General features: G+C 65.2%; 13 protein-coding genes. 3 read left to right on the top strand and 10 right to left on the bottom strand.

Annotation, left to right across the window (positions count from 1 at the left end; genetic code table 11):
- Position 1 precedes the first annotated feature (1 nt).
- Genes J3E61_RS23765 through J3E61_RS23750 form a run of 4 tightly spaced genes read right to left on the bottom strand, consistent with a single transcriptional unit; the run spans position 2 to position 8,478 of the window.
- Positions 2 to 2,629 carry an adenylate/guanylate cyclase domain-containing protein gene (locus tag J3E61_RS23765; protein WP_210085208.1) on the bottom strand — a complete coding sequence of 876 codons (2,628 nt, stop codon included), beginning with the start codon at positions 2,627 to 2,629 and terminating at the stop codon, positions 2 to 4.
- Complete coding sequence (locus J3E61_RS23760) at positions 2,626 to 5,283, bottom strand: adenylate/guanylate cyclase domain-containing protein (protein ID WP_210085207.1); 2,658 nt, start codon at positions 5,281 to 5,283, stop codon at positions 2,626 to 2,628. Before J3E61_RS23760 ends, J3E61_RS23765 begins: the two co-directional genes overlap by 4 nt.
- A complete protein-coding gene (locus J3E61_RS23755; protein WP_210085206.1) occupies positions 5,280 to 7,916 on the bottom strand; it encodes an adenylate/guanylate cyclase domain-containing protein in 2,637 nt (878 codons plus the stop codon). Before J3E61_RS23755 ends, J3E61_RS23760 begins: the two co-directional genes overlap by 4 nt.
- Positions 7,917 to 7,956: 40 nt before the next feature.
- A complete protein-coding gene (locus J3E61_RS23750) occupies positions 7,957 to 8,478 on the bottom strand; it encodes a short chain dehydrogenase (RefSeq protein ID WP_210085205.1) in 522 nt (173 codons plus the stop codon).
- Between the two features lie 176 nt (positions 8,479 to 8,654).
- On the opposite strand from J3E61_RS23750, the gene J3E61_RS23745 reads away from it, so the two are divergent.
- Positions 8,655 to 8,906 carry a hypothetical protein gene (locus tag J3E61_RS23745; RefSeq protein ID WP_192720658.1) on the top strand — a complete coding sequence of 84 codons (252 nt, stop codon included), beginning with the start codon at positions 8,655 to 8,657 and terminating at the stop codon, positions 8,904 to 8,906.
- Between the two features lies 1 nt (position 8,907).
- On the opposite strand, the gene whiA is transcribed toward J3E61_RS23745, so the two are convergent.
- Genes whiA through uvrC form a run of 4 tightly spaced genes read right to left on the bottom strand, consistent with a single transcriptional unit; the run spans position 8,908 to position 13,794 of the window.
- Positions 8,908 to 9,885 (bottom strand): DNA-binding protein WhiA, encoded by a 978-nt coding sequence (whiA, locus tag J3E61_RS23740; protein WP_192722350.1) that lies wholly within the window; start codon positions 9,883 to 9,885, stop codon positions 8,908 to 8,910.
- On the bottom strand, positions 9,882 to 10,907 hold the full coding sequence (gene yvcK / locus J3E61_RS23735; protein ID WP_210085204.1) for a uridine diphosphate-N-acetylglucosamine-binding protein YvcK: 1,026 nt from the start codon (positions 10,905 to 10,907) through the stop codon (positions 9,882 to 9,884). Before yvcK ends, whiA begins: the two co-directional genes overlap by 4 nt.
- Positions 10,904 to 11,803, bottom strand: a complete 900-nt coding sequence (gene rapZ / locus J3E61_RS23730) for an RNase adapter RapZ (protein WP_192722351.1) — start codon at positions 11,801 to 11,803, stop codon at positions 10,904 to 10,906. The genes yvcK and rapZ overlap by 4 nt, the downstream gene beginning before the upstream one ends.
- An 8-nt stretch (positions 11,804 to 11,811) precedes the next feature.
- Complete coding sequence (gene uvrC, locus J3E61_RS23725) at positions 11,812 to 13,794, bottom strand: excinuclease ABC subunit UvrC (RefSeq protein WP_210085203.1); 1,983 nt, start codon at positions 13,792 to 13,794, stop codon at positions 11,812 to 11,814.
- Positions 13,795 to 13,847: 53 nt separating this feature from the next.
- Here uvrC and J3E61_RS23720 point away from each other — a divergent pair, with 53 nt between their 5' ends.
- Positions 13,848 to 15,788: a gamma-glutamyltransferase family protein gene (locus J3E61_RS23720; protein WP_210085202.1), complete on the top strand. Its 1,941-nt coding sequence runs from the start codon at positions 13,848 to 13,850 to the stop codon at positions 15,786 to 15,788.
- Complete coding sequence (locus J3E61_RS23715) at positions 15,785 to 16,261, top strand: GNAT family N-acetyltransferase (protein WP_210085201.1); 477 nt, start codon at positions 15,785 to 15,787, stop codon at positions 16,259 to 16,261. The genes J3E61_RS23720 and J3E61_RS23715 overlap by 4 nt, the downstream gene beginning before the upstream one ends.
- Here J3E61_RS23715 and J3E61_RS23710 read toward each other — a convergent pair.
- Both J3E61_RS23710 and J3E61_RS23705 read right to left on the bottom strand, forming a co-directional pair.
- On the bottom strand, positions 16,248 to 16,700 hold the full coding sequence (locus J3E61_RS23710; RefSeq protein ID WP_210085200.1) for a PH domain-containing protein: 453 nt from the start codon (positions 16,698 to 16,700) through the stop codon (positions 16,248 to 16,250). The two genes, J3E61_RS23715 and J3E61_RS23710, sit on opposite strands and share 14 nt — an antisense overlap.
- A complete protein-coding gene (locus tag J3E61_RS23705; protein ID WP_210085199.1) occupies positions 16,697 to 17,173 on the bottom strand; it encodes a 6,7-dimethyl-8-ribityllumazine synthase in 477 nt (158 codons plus the stop codon). The genes J3E61_RS23710 and J3E61_RS23705 overlap by 4 nt, the downstream gene beginning before the upstream one ends.
- Positions 17,174 to 17,192 lie beyond the last annotated feature (19 nt).

Raw genomic sequence — 17,192 nt, 5'->3', positions numbered from 1 at the left:
TTCACCGTAGTAGTTCGAGTTGCGCTCGCGCCTGGTCGATTTGGTCGTAGGCGTGGGCGACCACCGCAGCGGCGGTCATTGACTGGCCCACGTTGGCAAGCGTTTCGTAGACCTCATCGCCGAGCGCATCCCTCAGTTGAGCGATCGCGCTCTCCAGGTCCGGAACGGCCCCTACAGCGAGAGGGCTGTACGCGAATCCTGCGATCGTCGCCGCCGGTTCGAAACGCCTGAGCCGGATTAGAAATCCTGCGAGCACAGCCAGCGGGCTGCGTAGACTCGCGACGTTTCCGGAGTCGTGATAGTTGCGAATGACTAGAGTCAGATGATCGATCGCCTGCACATTGACGGCTTCCTGTGCCTCGAGGCGGGCCAGGTTCAGCGCAAGGATTGATTCGTTGAAGTGATTGCCGCTGGATTGAGCCAGTGCCAGCCCTTCGCGACACGCCTGCATCGCATGCGCATTATCACCAGTGGTGAGAAAGAAGGCGGAGGCGGCGACCGCGAACGTACGCATGTACGGATTGCCTGTCGCTATCCCTGCTTCGATCAGTCCTTCGGCGTCGTCAACGGCCTCATCTATCGCGCCGGCAAAACTGAGCGCGAAGACCCGGCAAGCACGTATGTAGACGTGGTTGTCACCTCGGCGTTCGAGCTGAGCGCGGCATAGTTCCGCCCATCGCTCTGGCTGCCCGACGACTGCATACGCCGCTCCGACCCAGCCTTCCATCGCGTACGGCGGCGTACGCAGTGCGCTGCCCATGACGGTTTGAGCGGTGTCGGCATAGCCGAGCGCGTCATCAACCCGGCCAGCCATCCAACACAGCGACGCAATCACATACAAACTCGCGAGGCGCGGGTGTCCAGTCGCGCGGGCGGGCTCGATCAGCTCTTCTGCCCAGGAAACCGGCTCGTAGTTCTCAACGCCGAAGCCGAGAAGGCCGACGAAGGTCACGATGGAAGCGGCGACCTCGAGGTCGCCGTGATCGGCCGCCCAACGAAACGCTATGCGCAGGTTGGCGAGTTCGGTGCCGAACCAGTCATAAGCCTCGCGCTGGCGCGCGCTGTCCCATAACGCCATGATTTCGGTTTCGCGGCCGGCGAAATGCTCGGCGTGCGCCGAGCTTGCCTCTGCTGCCGCCCCGCGCGCGACCAGCTTCTCCTCGGCGAACTGGCGGATGGTCTCCAACATGGAAAAGCGGGTTCGCCCTGTCGACCGATGCGCGACGACCAACGATTTTCGCACCAGCGCGTCGAGCAAGTCAAGGACTACAAACTCGTCGATGTTGTCGAATCCCGCTACAGCACAGGCGCTTTGAACATCAAAACTGCCCGCGAATACCGAACAACGTTCCAGCAGCGATCTTTCCGAGTCATCGAGCAGGTCATACGACCAGGACACCGCCTGGCGCAGCGTCTGGTGGCGTGCGAGTCCGCGTCGCGACCGGACGAGTAGCTTGAATCGGTGATCGAGGCGGTCGCGCATCTCTGTCGCGGTCATCGATTCCATCCGCGAGGCGGCAAGCTCGATAGCCAACGGAATACCGTCGAGTCGGCGACACACCTCCTCGACCGCCCCTGATTCGTCAGCCGACAATGCCCGCGCAGCCCGTTCCGTGAACAACTCAATGGCCGCAACGACTTCCAGTGATGGAACTCGCCACAACCGTTCGTCGGCGAGTCCCAACCCCTCACGGCTTGTGGACAGGATCTTCACCGTGGCCGAGCGCGCGAGGACCAGATCGATCAGATCCGCTGCGGAGTCGACGACGTGCTCGCAGTTGTCGAAGACCAGGAGGCGGACCCTGCCCTCCAAAGTGGCAGCAATCGACTCACTCATCGTCATGCCGGGCTGCTGTGTGATGCCCAGCACCGCGGCCACGGCGTCGGGTACGGCCGCAGGATCAGTGACCGAAGCCAGTTCGAAAACCCAGACGCCGTCCGGAAATTCGTCGGCCAGCACGGTGGCAATCTCAAGCGCCAATCGAGTCTTACCGACACCACCCACACCCGCCAACGTGACAAGCCGGTGCGACCGCATCGCCGCTGCGACGAGGTCGACTTCGTCGTCGCGACCGATGAGCCGGCTGGCTGCCGGCCGCAGATTGCCAAGACTGGAATCGATCGTCCGTAATGGCGGAAAATCCGTCGGCAAGCCAGATGCGTGCAATTGAAACACTGTGATCGGATTCGGTAGATCTCGCAGCCGACGAGGTCCGAGGCTGACCAGCTCAGCGTCGCTGAGCAGGCTTGCCGTTGAGTCTGCGACCAGTATCTGGCCGCCGTGGCCCGCGGCCATCACCCGCGCAGCGCGGTTGAGCACCGTGCCGAAGTAATCGTTGTCGCGCAGTTCGGCCTCACCCGTCGCGATGCCCATCCGCACCGGCAACTGCAACTCGCGCTGCGCATCGATTGCCGCGTCCACGGCCGCCTTCGGTGATGCGAAAGCCGCGACCACGCCATCGCCGGTATGACTGAACAGGTAGCCGTCGTGCGCCTCGATCGCGGTGCGCAGCACCTTGTCATGGGCAAGTAGTGCGACCCGCATCGCATCCGCGTCTGCTTCCCACCGACGGGTCGAGCCCTCGATATCGGTGAACAGAAACGTCACAACCCCCGACGGCGGCTTCATTGCGATTGTTCGAGTTCTACTCGCGCCTGGTCGATTTGGTCATAGGCGTAGGCCACCAACGTGGCGGCGGTCATCGCTGCCCCCTTTTCGCTGAGTTCGACGTATCTCTGGTCGCCGAGAACGTCCCGCAGATGCGCTATCGCGCTGCCGAGTTCAGGGAGCCACGCCCTGGCAAGGTGACCGGACGCAAAGCCCGCGATGACCGCCGCTCCTTCCCAATACTCGAGGCGCTCGAGGCACGCCGCGAGGCTGGCGAGCGGGATCCGAAGAGTAGAGGTGTTTCCGCAGTCGTGGTAGTTGCCGATCGACAGTTGGAGGTATTCGAGCGCCGACCTCGCGTCACCGTGTCGCGCCTCCAGCCGACCAAGGACGCTCGCCAGATGCGATTCGTTGTAGCGAATACCGCTGTCCTGAGCAATCGCAAGGCCCCGCCGCAGAGCGTCACGAGCACCGGCAGGATCGGCATCACACCACGCCATGCCGTACACCAACAGGGCGTAGGACTGTCCCCATGGGTTGATTATCTCTCCGGCAGAGTCGACAAGATCCTTGGCGACGGCCATCGCCTCGGCGGGAGACCCAGCTCTCATCAGGCCCAATGCGAGCCCCGAGCGCGTCAACCCGTACGGGTCATCGTCTCGGCGTGCGAGCATGCGACGGTATGCCTCGATCGAGTCCTCGGGCAGCCCGATGTTGTTGGACACGCCGGCCGACCAGCTCTCCAACCCGCGCGGCACCCCGTATCGGCCGCTGTCGACGAGCGCTTGTCCTTCGTCGCCGTACTGCACGGCCTGATCGATGCGTCCCACCATCCAACAATGCGTGGCCAGCAGATACAGCGATGTGAGCCTGGGATGGTCGGCGGCACGGGCGGCCGGGATGAGTTCTTCGACCCATGTCACGGGTTCGAAGTTCTCCGTCAGCACGCCGAACAAGGCCGCATACGTCGCGACCGGCGCCGCGGTGTCGAGATCATCGTGCTCGGCAGCCCATCGAAACGCAGTGCGCAGATTGGCCAACTCCGTGTTGAACCAGGCGTAGGCGTCACGCTGCCGCGGGCTGTTCCACAGCGCCAAAATGTCGTCTTCGCGCGCAGCGAAGTAGGACGCATGCGTTGCCCGGGCCGCATCCGCGTCGGCACCTTCCGCGAGCTGCTCCTCGGCGAATTGGCGCACCGTTTCCAACATCGAATATCGCGCCTTACCGGCGGACCGGCCTGCGACCACCAACGACTTGCGCACCAGCGCGTCGAGCAGATCGAGCGTGGCGAAGTCGTCATTGAGTCCGCCCACCGCACAGGCACTTTCGACATCAAAGCCACCGGTGAACACCGAACACCGAGTCAACAATGTCTTTTCTTCGTCACTGAGCAAATCGTAGGACCACGCCACCGCGTGGCGCAGCGTCTGGTGACGTTCCAACCCTCGACGGGTCCCCACCAGCAACCGGAACCGATGGTCGAGGCGGTCCCTGACGTCGCTGGCGGTCATCGACGCCATTCGGGAGGCCGCAAGCTCGATCGCCAACGGTATTCCATCGAGGCGGCGACATATCTCAGTCACGGCGTTGGCGTCCTCGGGGTCGGCCACCGCGAAGTGCGAGGCAACGCTTACCGCACGGTCAACGAAAAGTCTTGCTGCAGCGGAGTTCAAGCCGGCCCGAACCTCGAGGGAGGGAACCAGCCACACGCGCTCGTCTTCGACACCCAGTCCTTCGCGACTGGTGGCGAGTATCCGAACCGATGAGGAACGGGCAAGGATTGTCTCGACCAGATCGCCGACCGTATCGCGGACATGTTCGCAGTTGTCGAAAATCAGCAGTCGCGTTCTGCCCTCGAGTGCCGCAGCCACCGAATCCGAGACAGTCTTGCCGGGCTGCTGGGTGATTCCCAGCACCGCCGCAGCGGCATCCGGCACCGCGTCGGGATCGGCTATTGCGGCCAACTCGAAAACCCATGTTCCGTCCGGAAACTCGGCTGCTAACCGGGCGCCCACTTCCAGTGCCAGACGGGTCTTGCCGACTCCGCCGGATCCCGTCAACGTGACCAGTCGATGTGCCCGCAACTCGGTTTCCACTTCGGCAATCGCGGAGTCACGCCCGATGAAACTTGTCGCCGGTCGTCGCAGATTGCCAGGGGTGGTATCGGCGGTCCGCAACGGCGGGAAGTCTTCACGTAGTCCCGGCGCGCGCAACTGAAAGATGTTGACGGGGCTAGGAACGTCGCGTAACCGCCGCTGACCGAGATCGACGAGGTCGAGTCCGCTCAGCAGTCCCGCCGTCGAGTCTGCGATCAGAATCTGACCCCCGTGCCCGGCCGCCATCACCCGCGCAGCGCGATTGAGCACCGTGCCGAAGTAGTCACCGTCACGCAATTCTGCTTCACCGGTTGCAATGCCCATCCGCACCGGCAACTCCAGCGCGCGCTGCGCATCGATCGCCGCGTCAACAGCAGCCCTCGGCGACGCGAACGCAGCGACCACACCATCGCCGGTGTGGCTGAACAAGAAACCCTCATATGCCTCGATTGCCGTGCGCAGCACCTTGTCATGCGCGAGCAACGCCACCCGCATCGCATCCGCGTCCGTCTCCCACCGACGGGTCGAACCCTCAATATCAGTGAACAGAAACGTCACAACCCCCGACGGCGGCCTCATGGCGACCGCTCGAGTTGCGCTCGGGCCCGGTCGATTTGGTCGTATGCAAAGGTGACCAAATCAGCGATGGTCATCGCCGCACCTTCATCGGCGAGCGACTCGTACGCGTCCTCGCCAAGTACACGGCGGAGGTGTGCGATCGCGGTATCGATTTTGGGAAACGAGGCGGCAGTAAGAGGACTGCGGGCGAAGCCGGCGATGGTCGCCGCTGCTTCGTAGTGTTCTAGCCGATTGAGCAAGATCGCGAAGTTCGCCAACGGCGACCGGACAGTGGTGATGTTCCCCGAATCGTGCATATCGCGAATCGCCAAGCCGATGTGTTCGAGAGCGGAGAGGGGATCACCGCGCTCGACGTCGAGTTGGGCCAGATTGGCTGTCAGGTGGGATTCGTTGAAGCGATTCCCACTGTCGTGGGCTATACCGAGGCCGCGGTTCATCGCCTTCAATGCGCGGTCGGGGTCCGCACTGCGCCAGGCGAAGCCGTCAGCCATAAGCGCGAGCGAGAGTGTGTAGGGGTTGCGGGTGGTCTCGGCGAGGTCGACCAGACCGGCCGCGGCAGCGATTGCTTCCTCTTCGCGACCCGCGATCGTCAAGCTCATGGACAGCGTCGCTCTGATGTTGGCTTGCGCGTGCGTATCCAGCCCGCCTCCAAGTCGCGCACGGAGCCACTCGACCGCCCGATCAGGCTGACCGACGGCCAGATAGGAGGTGGCCATCATGCCATCGAGGCCAAACGGTATCGCGGCAGGACCGTTGCACAGCGCCGCCTGTCCGACGTCGCAACACCGCACTGCCGCCTCGGCGGGACCCACGAACCAGCCGAGCGCTGCCATTGCGCACAGGAAGGCGAGCCGTGAGTGATCAGCAGCGCTCGCGCGCTCGATCAACTCCCCGGCCCACGGCACAGCCTCGTAGTTCTCAACGCAGTAGCCGAGGAACGCTGCGTAACACGCGATGGTGGCCGCATCATCGAGATCCTCGCGGTCGGCGGCCCAGCGAAACGCGGTGCGCAGATTGGCGAGTTCGACTGTGAACCAGTCATATGCTTCCCGCTGCCCTGGGCCATCCCACAGGGTCAGGATCTCGGCTTCCTTACCGGCGTAGTGGTGGGCATGCGCAGTACGCGCATCGTCGATCCCCCCACCAGCCAAGAGTTGCTCCTCGGCGAACTGGCGGATCGTCTCCAGCATCGAATACCGGGTCCGTCCGGCAGACCGGTCGGCGACCAACAGCGATTTGCGCACGAGTGCGTCGAGCAGATCCAGCACGGCATACTCGTCGGAATCCTCATAGCCGGCCACTGCGCAAGCACTTTGAAGACCGAATCCACCGGCGAACACCGAACACCGTTGCAGCAGAGCACGTTCGGCATCATCCAACAAGTCGTATGACCATGCCATGGCCTGACGTAGTGTTTGGTGGCGCTCCAATCCGCGCCGGGCTCCGACGAGCAGTTTGAATCGGTGATCGAGTCGATCGCGAACCTCGGTTGCCGTCATCGACTCCATCCGTGAGGCGGCCAGTTCGATCGCCAACGGAATGCCGTCGAGGCGTCGACAAACTTCTTCCACCGCCGTCGATTCGTCAGCGGAGAAGCTGTGGGCGCGTTCGACGAACAGCTCGGTGGCGGCGTTCACCTCGAGCGAAGGCACCCGTCGCAGTCGCTCATCCACGACACCCAGGCCCTCACGGCTGGTGGCCAGAATTCGCACCGTTGCCGACTGAGCAAGGATGGCCTCGACAAGTTGTGCTGCGGCATCGACGACGTGTTCGCAGTTATCGATTACCAGCAGACGCACCCTTCCGTCCAAAGCGGCGGCCAGCGATTGGCTGACTGTCTTGCCGGGCTGCTGGGTGATGCCCAGCACCGAAGCTACTGCGGCGGGGACCGCCGCCGGATCCAAAACCGATGCCAGTTCGAAAACCCAAACACCGTCGGGAAATTCGTCGGACAGCACAGCGGCGACTTCGAGAGCCAACCTGGTCTTACCCACTCCGCCCACTCCGGTCAACGTGACCAAACGGTGCAATCGCACCTCTGCCGCGATGTCATCGACCTCATCGCCGCGGCCGACCAGCCTGCCTACCGCCGGCCGCAGATTTCCCGGATTCGGATCGGTTGTCCGCACCGGCGGAAACTCCGACCGCAGTCCGGGGCCCTGCACCTGGTACAACGTGATTCGGCTCGGGACGTCGCGTAGCCGCCGCGGACCGAGGTTCATGAGCTCGACACCGCTGAGCAGACCCGCCGTCGAGTCTGCGATCAGAATCTGACCCCCGTGCCCGGCCGCCATCACCCGCGCAGCGCGATTGAGCACCGTGCCGAAGTAGTCACCGTCACGCAATTCGGCTTCACCGGTTGCAATGCCCATCCGCACCGGCAACTCCAGCGCGCGCTGCGCATCGATCGCCGCGTCAACAGCAGCCCTCGGCGACGCGAACGCAGCGACCACACCATCGCCGGTGTGGCTGAACAAGAAACCCTCGTGCGCCTCGATTGCCGTGCGCAGCACCTTGTCATGGGCCACCAGCGCCGCCCGCATCGACGCCGCGTCTGCCTCCCACCGACGGGTCGAACCCTCGATATCGGTGAACAAAAACGTCACAACCCCCGAAGGCGGCGAAGCCACCATCCCCGCAGAATGCCACAGAAGACGCAGTGTCAGGCGATGTTCAGCCGTAGGCGCGGATGATCTGACCGGTCATCTCGGTTTCGATGCAGTCGACGTAGTGCCCGACGAGGGTGTCCATCGGAATAGCGGACAACCCGGGAAACAGCGGAGCGTATTCGTCGACCGAGTCGCTGACCATCGTCGGGCTGACGACATTGACACGGTAGCGGCCCTGCAACTCCAGTGCCGCGGACAGCACGAAGCTGTGCAGCGCCCCACTCACGACACCGCCGCCGGTCACGCCCGTGGCGGGCTGGTCGGCGAACACACCCGACGTCAACGTGAACGACCCGCCGGCGTTCACGTAGCGCTGACCGATCAGCACGAGATTGACTTGGCCGAAGAACTTCCCGCGCATGTTGTCGAGAAGTTGTTCTTCGGTGAGAGTAGCGAATTCGTCGAGCGCACCCGATGCCGCGATGCCGACAACTGCGTCCACTCCGGGCAGTTCCTGATACATCGCCTCGATCGACTCTGCAGAGGTGATGTCGACATGGATGTCGCCGGAAGTTCGCCCTGCCACCACGATTCCATGACGCTGCGCCTACCGAACGCACGCTTGTTTACGGGCCGTGTCGATGTTTACGTACATCAACCGTGCGCTCGGCACGCTTGTTCCGACGCCAAGAATCCGCCAAGGCTCGCCTCTGATGCTGGAGCCCAACCGGAACCACCGGGAGACTCGAACAAGGAGAAACCATGAAGAAGATCGTCGTCGGGGCGCTGCTGTCAGGCAGCATCGCGCTCGCCGGACTTGGACTGAGCATGGGTACCGCCCAGGCCTTCAACCCGCAGCCGGACCCGCCCGGCAAGGTGGCCACGTCACCCATCACCAATCCGGGTGTCATTCGCGGCTTCAACCCGCAGCCCGATCCGCCGGGTGTGCCGGTGCTGAACCCCGGCATCCTCCGCGGCTTCAACCCGCAACCGGAACCGCCGACGGCCGGCTAGCCTAGGCGTCCTCAAGCAGATCAGGCGTGACGGCAGACTCGGTATCGGGAATGCCGTCTTGCTTGGCCTTGCGGTCGGCCATCGACAGCAACCGTCGAATCCGGCCCGCCACAGCATCTTTCGTCATCGGTGGGTCAGCAAGTCGACCCAGCTCCTCCAGCGACGCCTGCCTGTGCTCGACGCGCAACTTACCTGCGGCGGCCAGATGATCAGGCACGGTGTCGCCGAGGATCTCCAGCGCCCGCTCCACCCTTGCCGCTGCGGCCACCGCCGCCCGTGCCGAACGCCGCAGGTTGGCGTCATCGAAGTTGGCCAGCCGATTCGCGGTCGCCCGTACCTCGCGGCGCATCCGACGCTCTTCCCAGGTCAACCGGGTGTCCTGGGCGCCCATCCGCGTCAACAACGCGCCGATGGCCTCGCCATCGCGCACCACCACCCGGTCGCTGCCCCGTACCTCGCGCGCCTTGGCGCTCACGCCAAGCCGCCGCGCCGCACCGACCAATGCCAGCGCCGCCTCCGGCCCGGGACAGCTGACCTCCAGCGCCGACGACCGGCCTGGCTCGGTCAGTGATCCGTGCGCCAAAAACGCTCCGCGCCAAGCAGCTTCGGCGTCGGCGACACTGCCGCCAACCACCTGCGCCGGCAGCCCTCGCACCGGCCGGCCGCGCAGATCCAGTAGACCTGTCTGCCTCGCCAGCGCTTCCCCATCTTTGGCCACCCGCACCACATAGCGCGTGCTCTTGCGAATGCCGCTGGCCGACAGCACGTGCACCACCGCGCTATATCCGTACAGGTCGTAGATGTCCTTACGCAGTCGCCTGGCGATGATCCCCAGGTCGACCTCCGCCTCGACCACCACGCGTCCGGACACGATGTGCAGGCCGCCCGCAAAGCGCAGCAAGGACGCCACCTCGGCACGGCGGGCGCTGACGGAGTTCACCACCAGCCGGCTCAGTTCGTCCTTGACCTCGGCCGTCATCGCCACGGGTCGTCACCTCTCGGTCCGTTCACTGTCGGTGCGGGCACGGTCGGCTCCTGGATGTTCGGGGTCGGAGCCATCCCGCGAACACGCACACCCTCCAGAGCCGCGGCCAACCTCGCCGGGTCATGTAAAGGTGTACCAGGTCTGGACACCTCAGCAAACTCAACTTCGGCATTGAGGATGGTAGCGGTCCGACGCAACTGCTCACGTTCGCGTTCGCTTGGCACCCGGCTGGAATCAACGATGATGTCGTGTACCGAGAACCCCGGCGCGTGCTGGGCAAGCACATGGATGTGCCGCTCCACCGAGAAGCCTGCGGTTTCCCCCGGCTCGGCGACCAGGTTCACCACCAGAGCCCGCCGGGCGGTCGTGGCCTGCAGCGCCGCTGCCAGTTGCGGCACCAGCACGTGCGGAATGACACTGGTGAACCAGGAGCCGGGACCCAACACCACCAGATCGGCTGACATGATCGCGTCAACCGCCTGCCGGGTGGCAGGTGGATCCGCAGGCTGCAGCCGCACCCGTCGCACCTGACCAACGGTGGTGGCGATCGCCACCTGCCCGCGGATCACCCGGAACATTCGCGGATCCGACTCGAGCCCCGAAACGTCCGCCTCGATGCTCAGTCCCATCGGGCACATCGGCAACACCCGGCCCTTGACGCCAAGGACGCGGCCCAGTTCGTCGAGCGCCGCCACCGGATCGGCCAACACCTCGTTGAGGCCCGCTAGCATCAGATTGCCGATCGGGTGGCCGGCCAGTGCGCCGTTGCCGCCGAACCGGTGCTGAATGATGGTCGCCCACAGTCGGCCGTGCGGGCTGTCAGATGCCAACGCCGCCAACGCCATTCGCAGATCGCCCGGCGGCACCACATCGAGCTCGCTGCGTAACCGGCCCGATGACCCGCCGTCGTCGGCGACGGTGACGACAGCTGTCACATGCGGGGTGAGCCGACGTGCGGCGGACAGCGTGGCATAAAGCCCATGCCCGCCACCGAGTGCGACGATGCGGGGGCTCATTCGCGGCCCAGATCCCGGTGCAGCACCCGCACCGTGAGCTCATCGTCCTGCAGTCGCGACGCCAGCGCCTCGGCCATCGCGACACTGCGGTGCTTGCCGCCGGTGCAGCCGATGGCAACGGTCATGTAGCGCTTCCCCTCCCGGCGATAGCCTTCGATCACGACGTCCAGCAGCTGATGGTAGGTATCCAGGAACTCCGCGGCCCCCGGCTGCCCGAGCACGTAATCCCGCACCGCGGGGTGTTGGCCGGTGTGTGGCCGCAGTTCGTCCACCCAGTGCGGATTCGGCAGGAACCGGACGTCCATCACCGTGTCGGCGTCCATCGGCAGCCCGTATTTATACCCGAACGATTCGACGGTCACGCTCGTCTGGGCGATGGTCTCGCCACCGAACGCGCGCTCAATGCTCTCGCGCAACGCGGGCACCGACAACTTCGACGTATCGATCACCAAATCTGCCACGGCGCGCAGCGGCGCGAGCATCTGCCGCTCCGCTGCGATGCCTTCGGCCAGAGTTTGATTGCCCTGCAACGGATGACTGCGCCGGTTCTGTTCGTATCGGCGGACCAGAATGTCGTCGGAAGCCTCCAGAAACAGCACCCTCGGCGTGATGCCCCGCGTGGCCAGATCGTTGCGCACCCAGTCCAGATCGCCGGTGAATCCGCGCGAGCGCACATCCATCACGACCGCCAGCTGGGTGATGCGCGACCCCGCCGCCAGTCCGAGTTCGACCATCTGGGCGATCAGCTCCGGCGGCAGGTTGTCCGCGACGTACCAGCCGAGGTCCTCCAGCACCTTTGCGGCGGTGCCACGCCCTGCCCCCGACAACCCGGTGACCAGCACGACATCGATGTCCGATTCGGTGTCGCCGGCGCTGTCGCGCAGTTCCTCGTGCATATGCTCCGTCATCCCGATGCCCTGGTCTGATCATTGCCGATGACCGGAGCGGGCGCTTCGGAATCGGTCGGCGCGCCGAGGGCCTCCAGCACCGCCTTCGCCGTTGCCACGCCGATCCCCGGCACCGCGGTGATCTCCTCGACGCTGGCCTGCTTGAGCCGGGCCACCGAGCCGAAGTGCGTGACCAAGGCCTTACGTCGGTGCTCCCCCAACCCCCGCACCGAGTCCAGCGCCGAGGCCGTCATCCGCTTCGAGCGCTTGCTGCGGTGATAGGCGATCGCAAACCGGTGTGCTTCGTCACGCACCCGCTGCAGCAGATACAGCCCCTCGCTGTTGCGCGGCATGATGACGGGGTCCGGCTCCGAGGGCACCCACACCTCTTCCAGCCGCTTCGCCAGCCCGATCACCGCGACGTCCGTGATGCCAAGATCATCGAGCACCGCCTGCGCCGCGTTGACCTGCGGCGCGCCGCCGTCCACAACATACAAGTTGGGCGGATACGCGAACTTGCGCGATTTCCCTTCCGCGGCAAGCTCAGTCGGGTGCTGCGTATCGTGCAGATGCCGATAGAACCGCCGACGCGTCACCTCCGCGATCGACGCCACGTCATCGGAACGACCCTCTCCGGCAGCCTCGCGGATCGCGTAGTGCCGGTAGTCCGATTTGCGCGGCAGCCCGTCCTCGAACACCACGAGCGAAGCCACCACGTCGGTGCCCATCACGTGGCTGATGTCGACGCATTCGATGCGCAGCGGCGCCTCAGCCAACCCGAGCGCATCCTGGATGCTTTGCAGCGCAGCCGTTCTCGCGGTGAAGTCACCCGCGCGCTTGAGCTTGTGCTGGTTCAGCGCATCCTGCGCGTTGCGCTTGACGGTTTCGGCGAGGGCCCGCTTGTCGCCGCGCTGCGCCACCCGCAGCGAGACGCGCGACCCGCGCAGTTGCGACAGCCAGGTGGCCAACTCCTCGGAGTTGTCGGGAAGGCACGGCACCAACACCTGGCGCGGCACCGGGTTCAGCGACTCGTCGGCAGCGCCGTCCAGTTCGGCCTGATCGCCGTAGAACTGCGTCAAGAACTGCTCGACAAGTTGACTCTGGTCGGATCCCCCTGGCTCGCCGGACTTTTCCACGATCCACCCACGCTGGCCCCTGACGCGTCCGCCGCGGACATGGAACACCTGTACGGCCGCCTCGAGATCGTCGTCGGCGAATGCGACGACGTCGGCGTCGGTGCCGTCGCCGAACACCACGGCCTGCTTTTCCAACGCGCGCTTCAGCGCGGAGATGTTGTCCCGCAACCGGGCAGCGCGCTCGAAGTCGAGTTCGGCGGCGGCCTGGTTCATCTGATGTTCCATGTCGCGGGCAAGGCGGTCGGTCTTGCCCGCGAGGAAATCGCAGAAGTCGTTGACGATCTGGCGATGCTCGTCAGCGCTGACCCGCTCGACGCATGGTGCCGAGCACTTGTCGATGTAACCGAGCAAACACGGCCGTCCGATTTGCCTGTGCCGCTTGAAAACTCCCGCAGAACAGGTACGGGCGGGAAATACCCGGGTGAGCAGATCAAGCGTCTCCCGAATGGCCCAGGCATGGGAATACGGCCCGAAGTATCGAACGCCTTTACGTCTTGCCCCCCGGTACACCATCAGCCGCGGATACTCTTCGTTCAGCGTGACAGCCAGCACCGGATACGACTTGTCATCGCGATAGCGGATGTTGAACCGCGGATCGAACTCCTTGATCCAGTTGTATTCCAGCTGCAGCGCCTCGACTTCGGTGGTCACCACCGTCCACTCGACGCTGCCCGCGGCCATCACCATCTGCCGGGTGCGCGGTGCCAGACCCGCGATGTCGGCGAAATAGGAGTTCAGCCGGCTGCGCAGGCTCTTGGCTTTGCCCACGTAGATCACCCGGCCGTGCGGATCCCGGAACCGGTAAACGCCCGGCTCGACGGGGATCGACCCGGCGGCAGGCCGGTATGTCGCTGGATCGGGCACGGATTCCAGGTTACTGCCGTCGCCGCACGGCTCAGATCAACTACCGTCGTGTGATGCGGATCCTGGCACCGCTCGCAGCTCTGATCTTGGTTCTGGCCGGATGTGCCGCCGAGGAGACCACACCACCGGCCACCCAAGCCGGCCCCTGCTCGATCGTCGCGAACGGGACACCGGCCCCCAAGACCTCCGCGGCGCCGGCCTCAGGTTCGGCCACCACCTCCAAGAACATCTCGACCAATCCCGAGGTCGCCACCGGCTACCGCAAAGATATGACGGCGGTCCGGACGGCCCACTATGCCGTCGCCACCGCCAACCCGCTGGCCACGCGGGCCGCCTGCGAGGTGCTCAAAAACGGCGGGACCGCCGCCGACGCACTCGTCACCGCACAGGCGGTGCTAGGGCTGGTCGAGCCGCAGTCCTCCGGCATCGGTGGCGGCGGCTTCCTGCTGTACTACGACGCCGCCTCCGGTTCGGTGCAGGCCTACGACGGCCGCGAAACGGCACCGATGGCCGCCACCGAGAATTACCTGCGCTGGATCTCCGATGCCGACCGCACCGAGCCCAAACCCAATGCCCGCGCCTCGGGACGGTCCATCGGAGTGCCCGGCATTCTTCGGCTGCTGCAGACCGTCCACACCGAGCACGGCAAGACCCCATGGCGCGACCTGTTCAGTCCCGCGGTGTCGATGGCAGACGACGGCTTCGACATCAGCCCGCGGCTCGCCGCCGCGATCGCCGACTCCGCGCCGCAGCTGAAGGTGGATCCCAATGCGTCGGCCTACTTCCTCAACCCCGACGGCAGCCCGAAGGCGTCGGGCCTGAAGCTCACCAACCCGGCGTACTCAAAGACGTTGGGCGTCATCGCATCCGATCCGGAAGCCTTCTACACCGGCGACCTCGCACGGGCCATCGTGGCCGCGGCGGGCGACACCAGCGGCGGCCGTACCCCAAGCCTGATGACGCTCGACGATCTGTCCCGCTACACCGCCAGGAAACGCGAGGCCCTCTGTACGGCCTACCGCGGCAAAGAGATCTGCGGCATGCCGCCCCCGTCCTCGGGCGGCATCGCAGTGGCGGCGACACTGGGCATGCTCGAACATTTCCCGATGGCCGATCACAAACCCACCGACGTCGACCTCAACGGTGGCAAGCCAACAGTGATGGGTGTGCACCTGATCTCCGAAGCCGAACGGCTGGCCTACGCCGACCGCGACAAATACGTTGCCGACACTGATTTCGTGGCGCTGCCCGGTGGCTCACCGAACACACTTCTCGGCAGTGACTACCTCGCAGGCCGCGCCGCGCTGATTTCCGAACAGCACACCATGGGCACCGCGAAGCCCGGTGAATTCGGTCCACCGACACCGCCCGCCCCGCCGACACCCGAACACGGCACCAGCCAGATCAGCATCGTCGACGCCCAAGGCAACGCGGCGTCGATGACCACCACGGTGGAATCGGCGTTCGGCTCGTTCCACATGGTGGACGGGTTCATCCTCAACAATCAACTCACCGACTTCTCTGCCGAGCCGGCCAAGGACGGGGTGCCGGTGGCCAACCGCGTCGAGCCAGGAAAGCGACCACGCAGCTCGATGGCGCCCACGCTCGTGTTCAACCTGACCGATCCAGGCCAGTCGAAGCGGACCCTTTATGCGGTGACGGGGTCCCCTGGAGGTTCCGTCATCATTCAGTTCGTCGTGAAAACCCTTGTCGGAATGATTGATTGGGGCCTGGATCCGCAGCAGGCGGTGTCGGCGGTGGACTTCGGTGCGGCGAACTCACCGAAGACCAATGTCGGCGGTGAACATCCGGCGATCAACACGGCCGACAACGGTGACCATGACCCGTTGGTAATTGGTTTGCGTAAGCTCGGGCACCAGGTCGACATCGCCGATCAATCCAGCGGGCTGTCGGCGATCGTCCGCGACGGTGGAGGCTGGAGCGGCGGTGCAGACCCGCGTCGCGAAGGCCTCGTCATGGGCGACACTCGGTGACCGCAGTAGTGGCCCGTGTCGCCAGACTGACAGAGGCGGACTGGCGAGTCTTCGCCGCAGTTCGATTGCGCGCGTTGGCCGATTCGCTCGGCGAAGACGACCCCCAATATCAACAGGAAGCGGCGTTCACCGCCGCGAAGTGGCGCCGCCGACTGCGTGATCATGCTCAGCTCGCGGTGCTGATCGACGACCGGCCCGTTGGTCTGATCGGCGCGCAGCTGGAGAACGCCGAAACGGTCTATCTGTATTCGCTGTGGCTCGACCCGGCAGCCCGCGGCCGGGGTTTGGCGCGCCCGCTCGTCGCCGCCGCGGTGCAGTGGGCCCGCCAGCGCCGCGCCCGCACCGTCACCCTGCGGGTAGCGGCCGACAATGCCGTGGCTCGCGCCGTGTACGAGAGTCTCGGCTTCGCGCTGAATCCAGCCGAAAGCCCAAGCGAGCGCGGCGAAGTGGCGATGACCCTCAGTGTGAGTTGATGTCTGGCCGGTAGCGCACCAGCAGACCCCGCACGCGATCCATCGCGTCGACCGCGCGGTCCTTGTCGACAGCCTGGATCGCCATCACCGGAATGTACTCGTCGTCGGGCAGGTCCACCCGCGCCCACCGTGCCCCACGCGGAAACGACACGTCCACGACATCCGACCACGGGATCAGCTTGTAACCGAACAGGTTTCGCACCGCAATACCGGCGGGCCCGGCCCGAAGCCGCGGCCGGGCGAACAACAGAACGGCACCCGCGATGACAGCACCGAGGAGTGCGATGGCCACCTGGTCGGCGGTTTGAAAGATCACGCCCGTCGACGAAATCTTCAGCAGCGCACCGACGGCGATGTGAGCGGCCAGGATCAGCGCGGCCGCGCCGTAGGCGAAGTAGGGCGTCAGATGCGGCCGCACCTCGATATCCCAGTCGCTCATGACCTCAGATCGCGCAATGTCATCGCAGTCGACAACGCCGCAGCGGCGGCCTGCGCGCCCTTGTCCTCGGCCGAATCCGGCAGTCCCGCCCGATCCAGCGCCTGCTGCTCGGTGTTCGTCGTCAGCACACCGTTGGCCACCGGCGTCGAAGCATCGAGCGACACGCGCGTCAGCCCTTGGGTGACAGCGTCGCACACATAGTCGAAATGCGGTGTCTCGCCGCGAATCACCACACCGAGCGCCACCACCGCGTCGTGGGTTGCGGCCAGTGCCTGTGCCACGACCGGGATCTCGATCGCGCCGAGCACGCGGACGATCGTCGGGTTGTGAATGCCCGCGTCCGCTGCCACCTTTCGCGCGCCCTCGAGCAGTGCGTCGCAGATCTTCTCGTGCCACGTGCTGGCGACGATGCCCAGCGTCACACCCCTCGCGTCCAGATCCGGTAGATCAGGAACGCCGGCGCCACCGCTCAATTCACAGCTCCACTGCTCA

This window comes from Mycobacterium sp. OAE908, assembly GCF_017872775.1.
GTDB lineage: Bacteria > Actinomycetota > Actinomycetes > Mycobacteriales > Mycobacteriaceae > Mycobacterium.
The sequence above is the reverse complement of the archived record's forward strand: the minus strand, read 5'-3'. Positions and strand labels throughout refer to the sequence as shown.

Coding starts and splice junctions, on each gene's coding strand:
- J3E61_RS23720 (WP_210085202.1), top strand. CDS start 13,848: ATGCGGATCCTGGCACCGCTCGCAGCTCTGATCTTGGTTCTGGCCGGA.
- J3E61_RS23755 (WP_210085206.1), bottom strand. CDS start 7,916: ATGGTGGCTTCGCCGCCTTCGGGGGTTGTGACGTTTTTGTTCACCGAT.
- J3E61_RS23745 (WP_192720658.1), top strand. CDS start 8,655: ATGAAGAAGATCGTCGTCGGGGCGCTGCTGTCAGGCAGCATCGCGCTC.
- rapZ (WP_192722351.1), bottom strand. CDS start 11,803: ATGCACGAGGAACTGCGCGACAGCGCCGGCGACACCGAATCGGACATC.
- J3E61_RS23760 (WP_210085207.1), bottom strand. CDS start 5,283: ATGAGGCCGCCGTCGGGGGTTGTGACGTTTCTGTTCACTGATATTGAG.
- J3E61_RS23710 (WP_210085200.1), bottom strand. CDS start 16,700: ATGAGCGACTGGGATATCGAGGTGCGGCCGCATCTGACGCCCTACTTC.
- yvcK (WP_210085204.1), bottom strand. CDS start 10,907: ATGAGCCCCCGCATCGTCGCACTCGGTGGCGGGCATGGGCTTTATGCC.
- J3E61_RS23765 (WP_210085208.1), bottom strand. CDS start 2,629: ATGAAGCCGCCGTCGGGGGTTGTGACGTTTCTGTTCACCGATATCGAG.
- whiA (WP_192722350.1), bottom strand. CDS start 9,885: ATGACGGCCGAGGTCAAGGACGAACTGAGCCGGCTGGTGGTGAACTCC.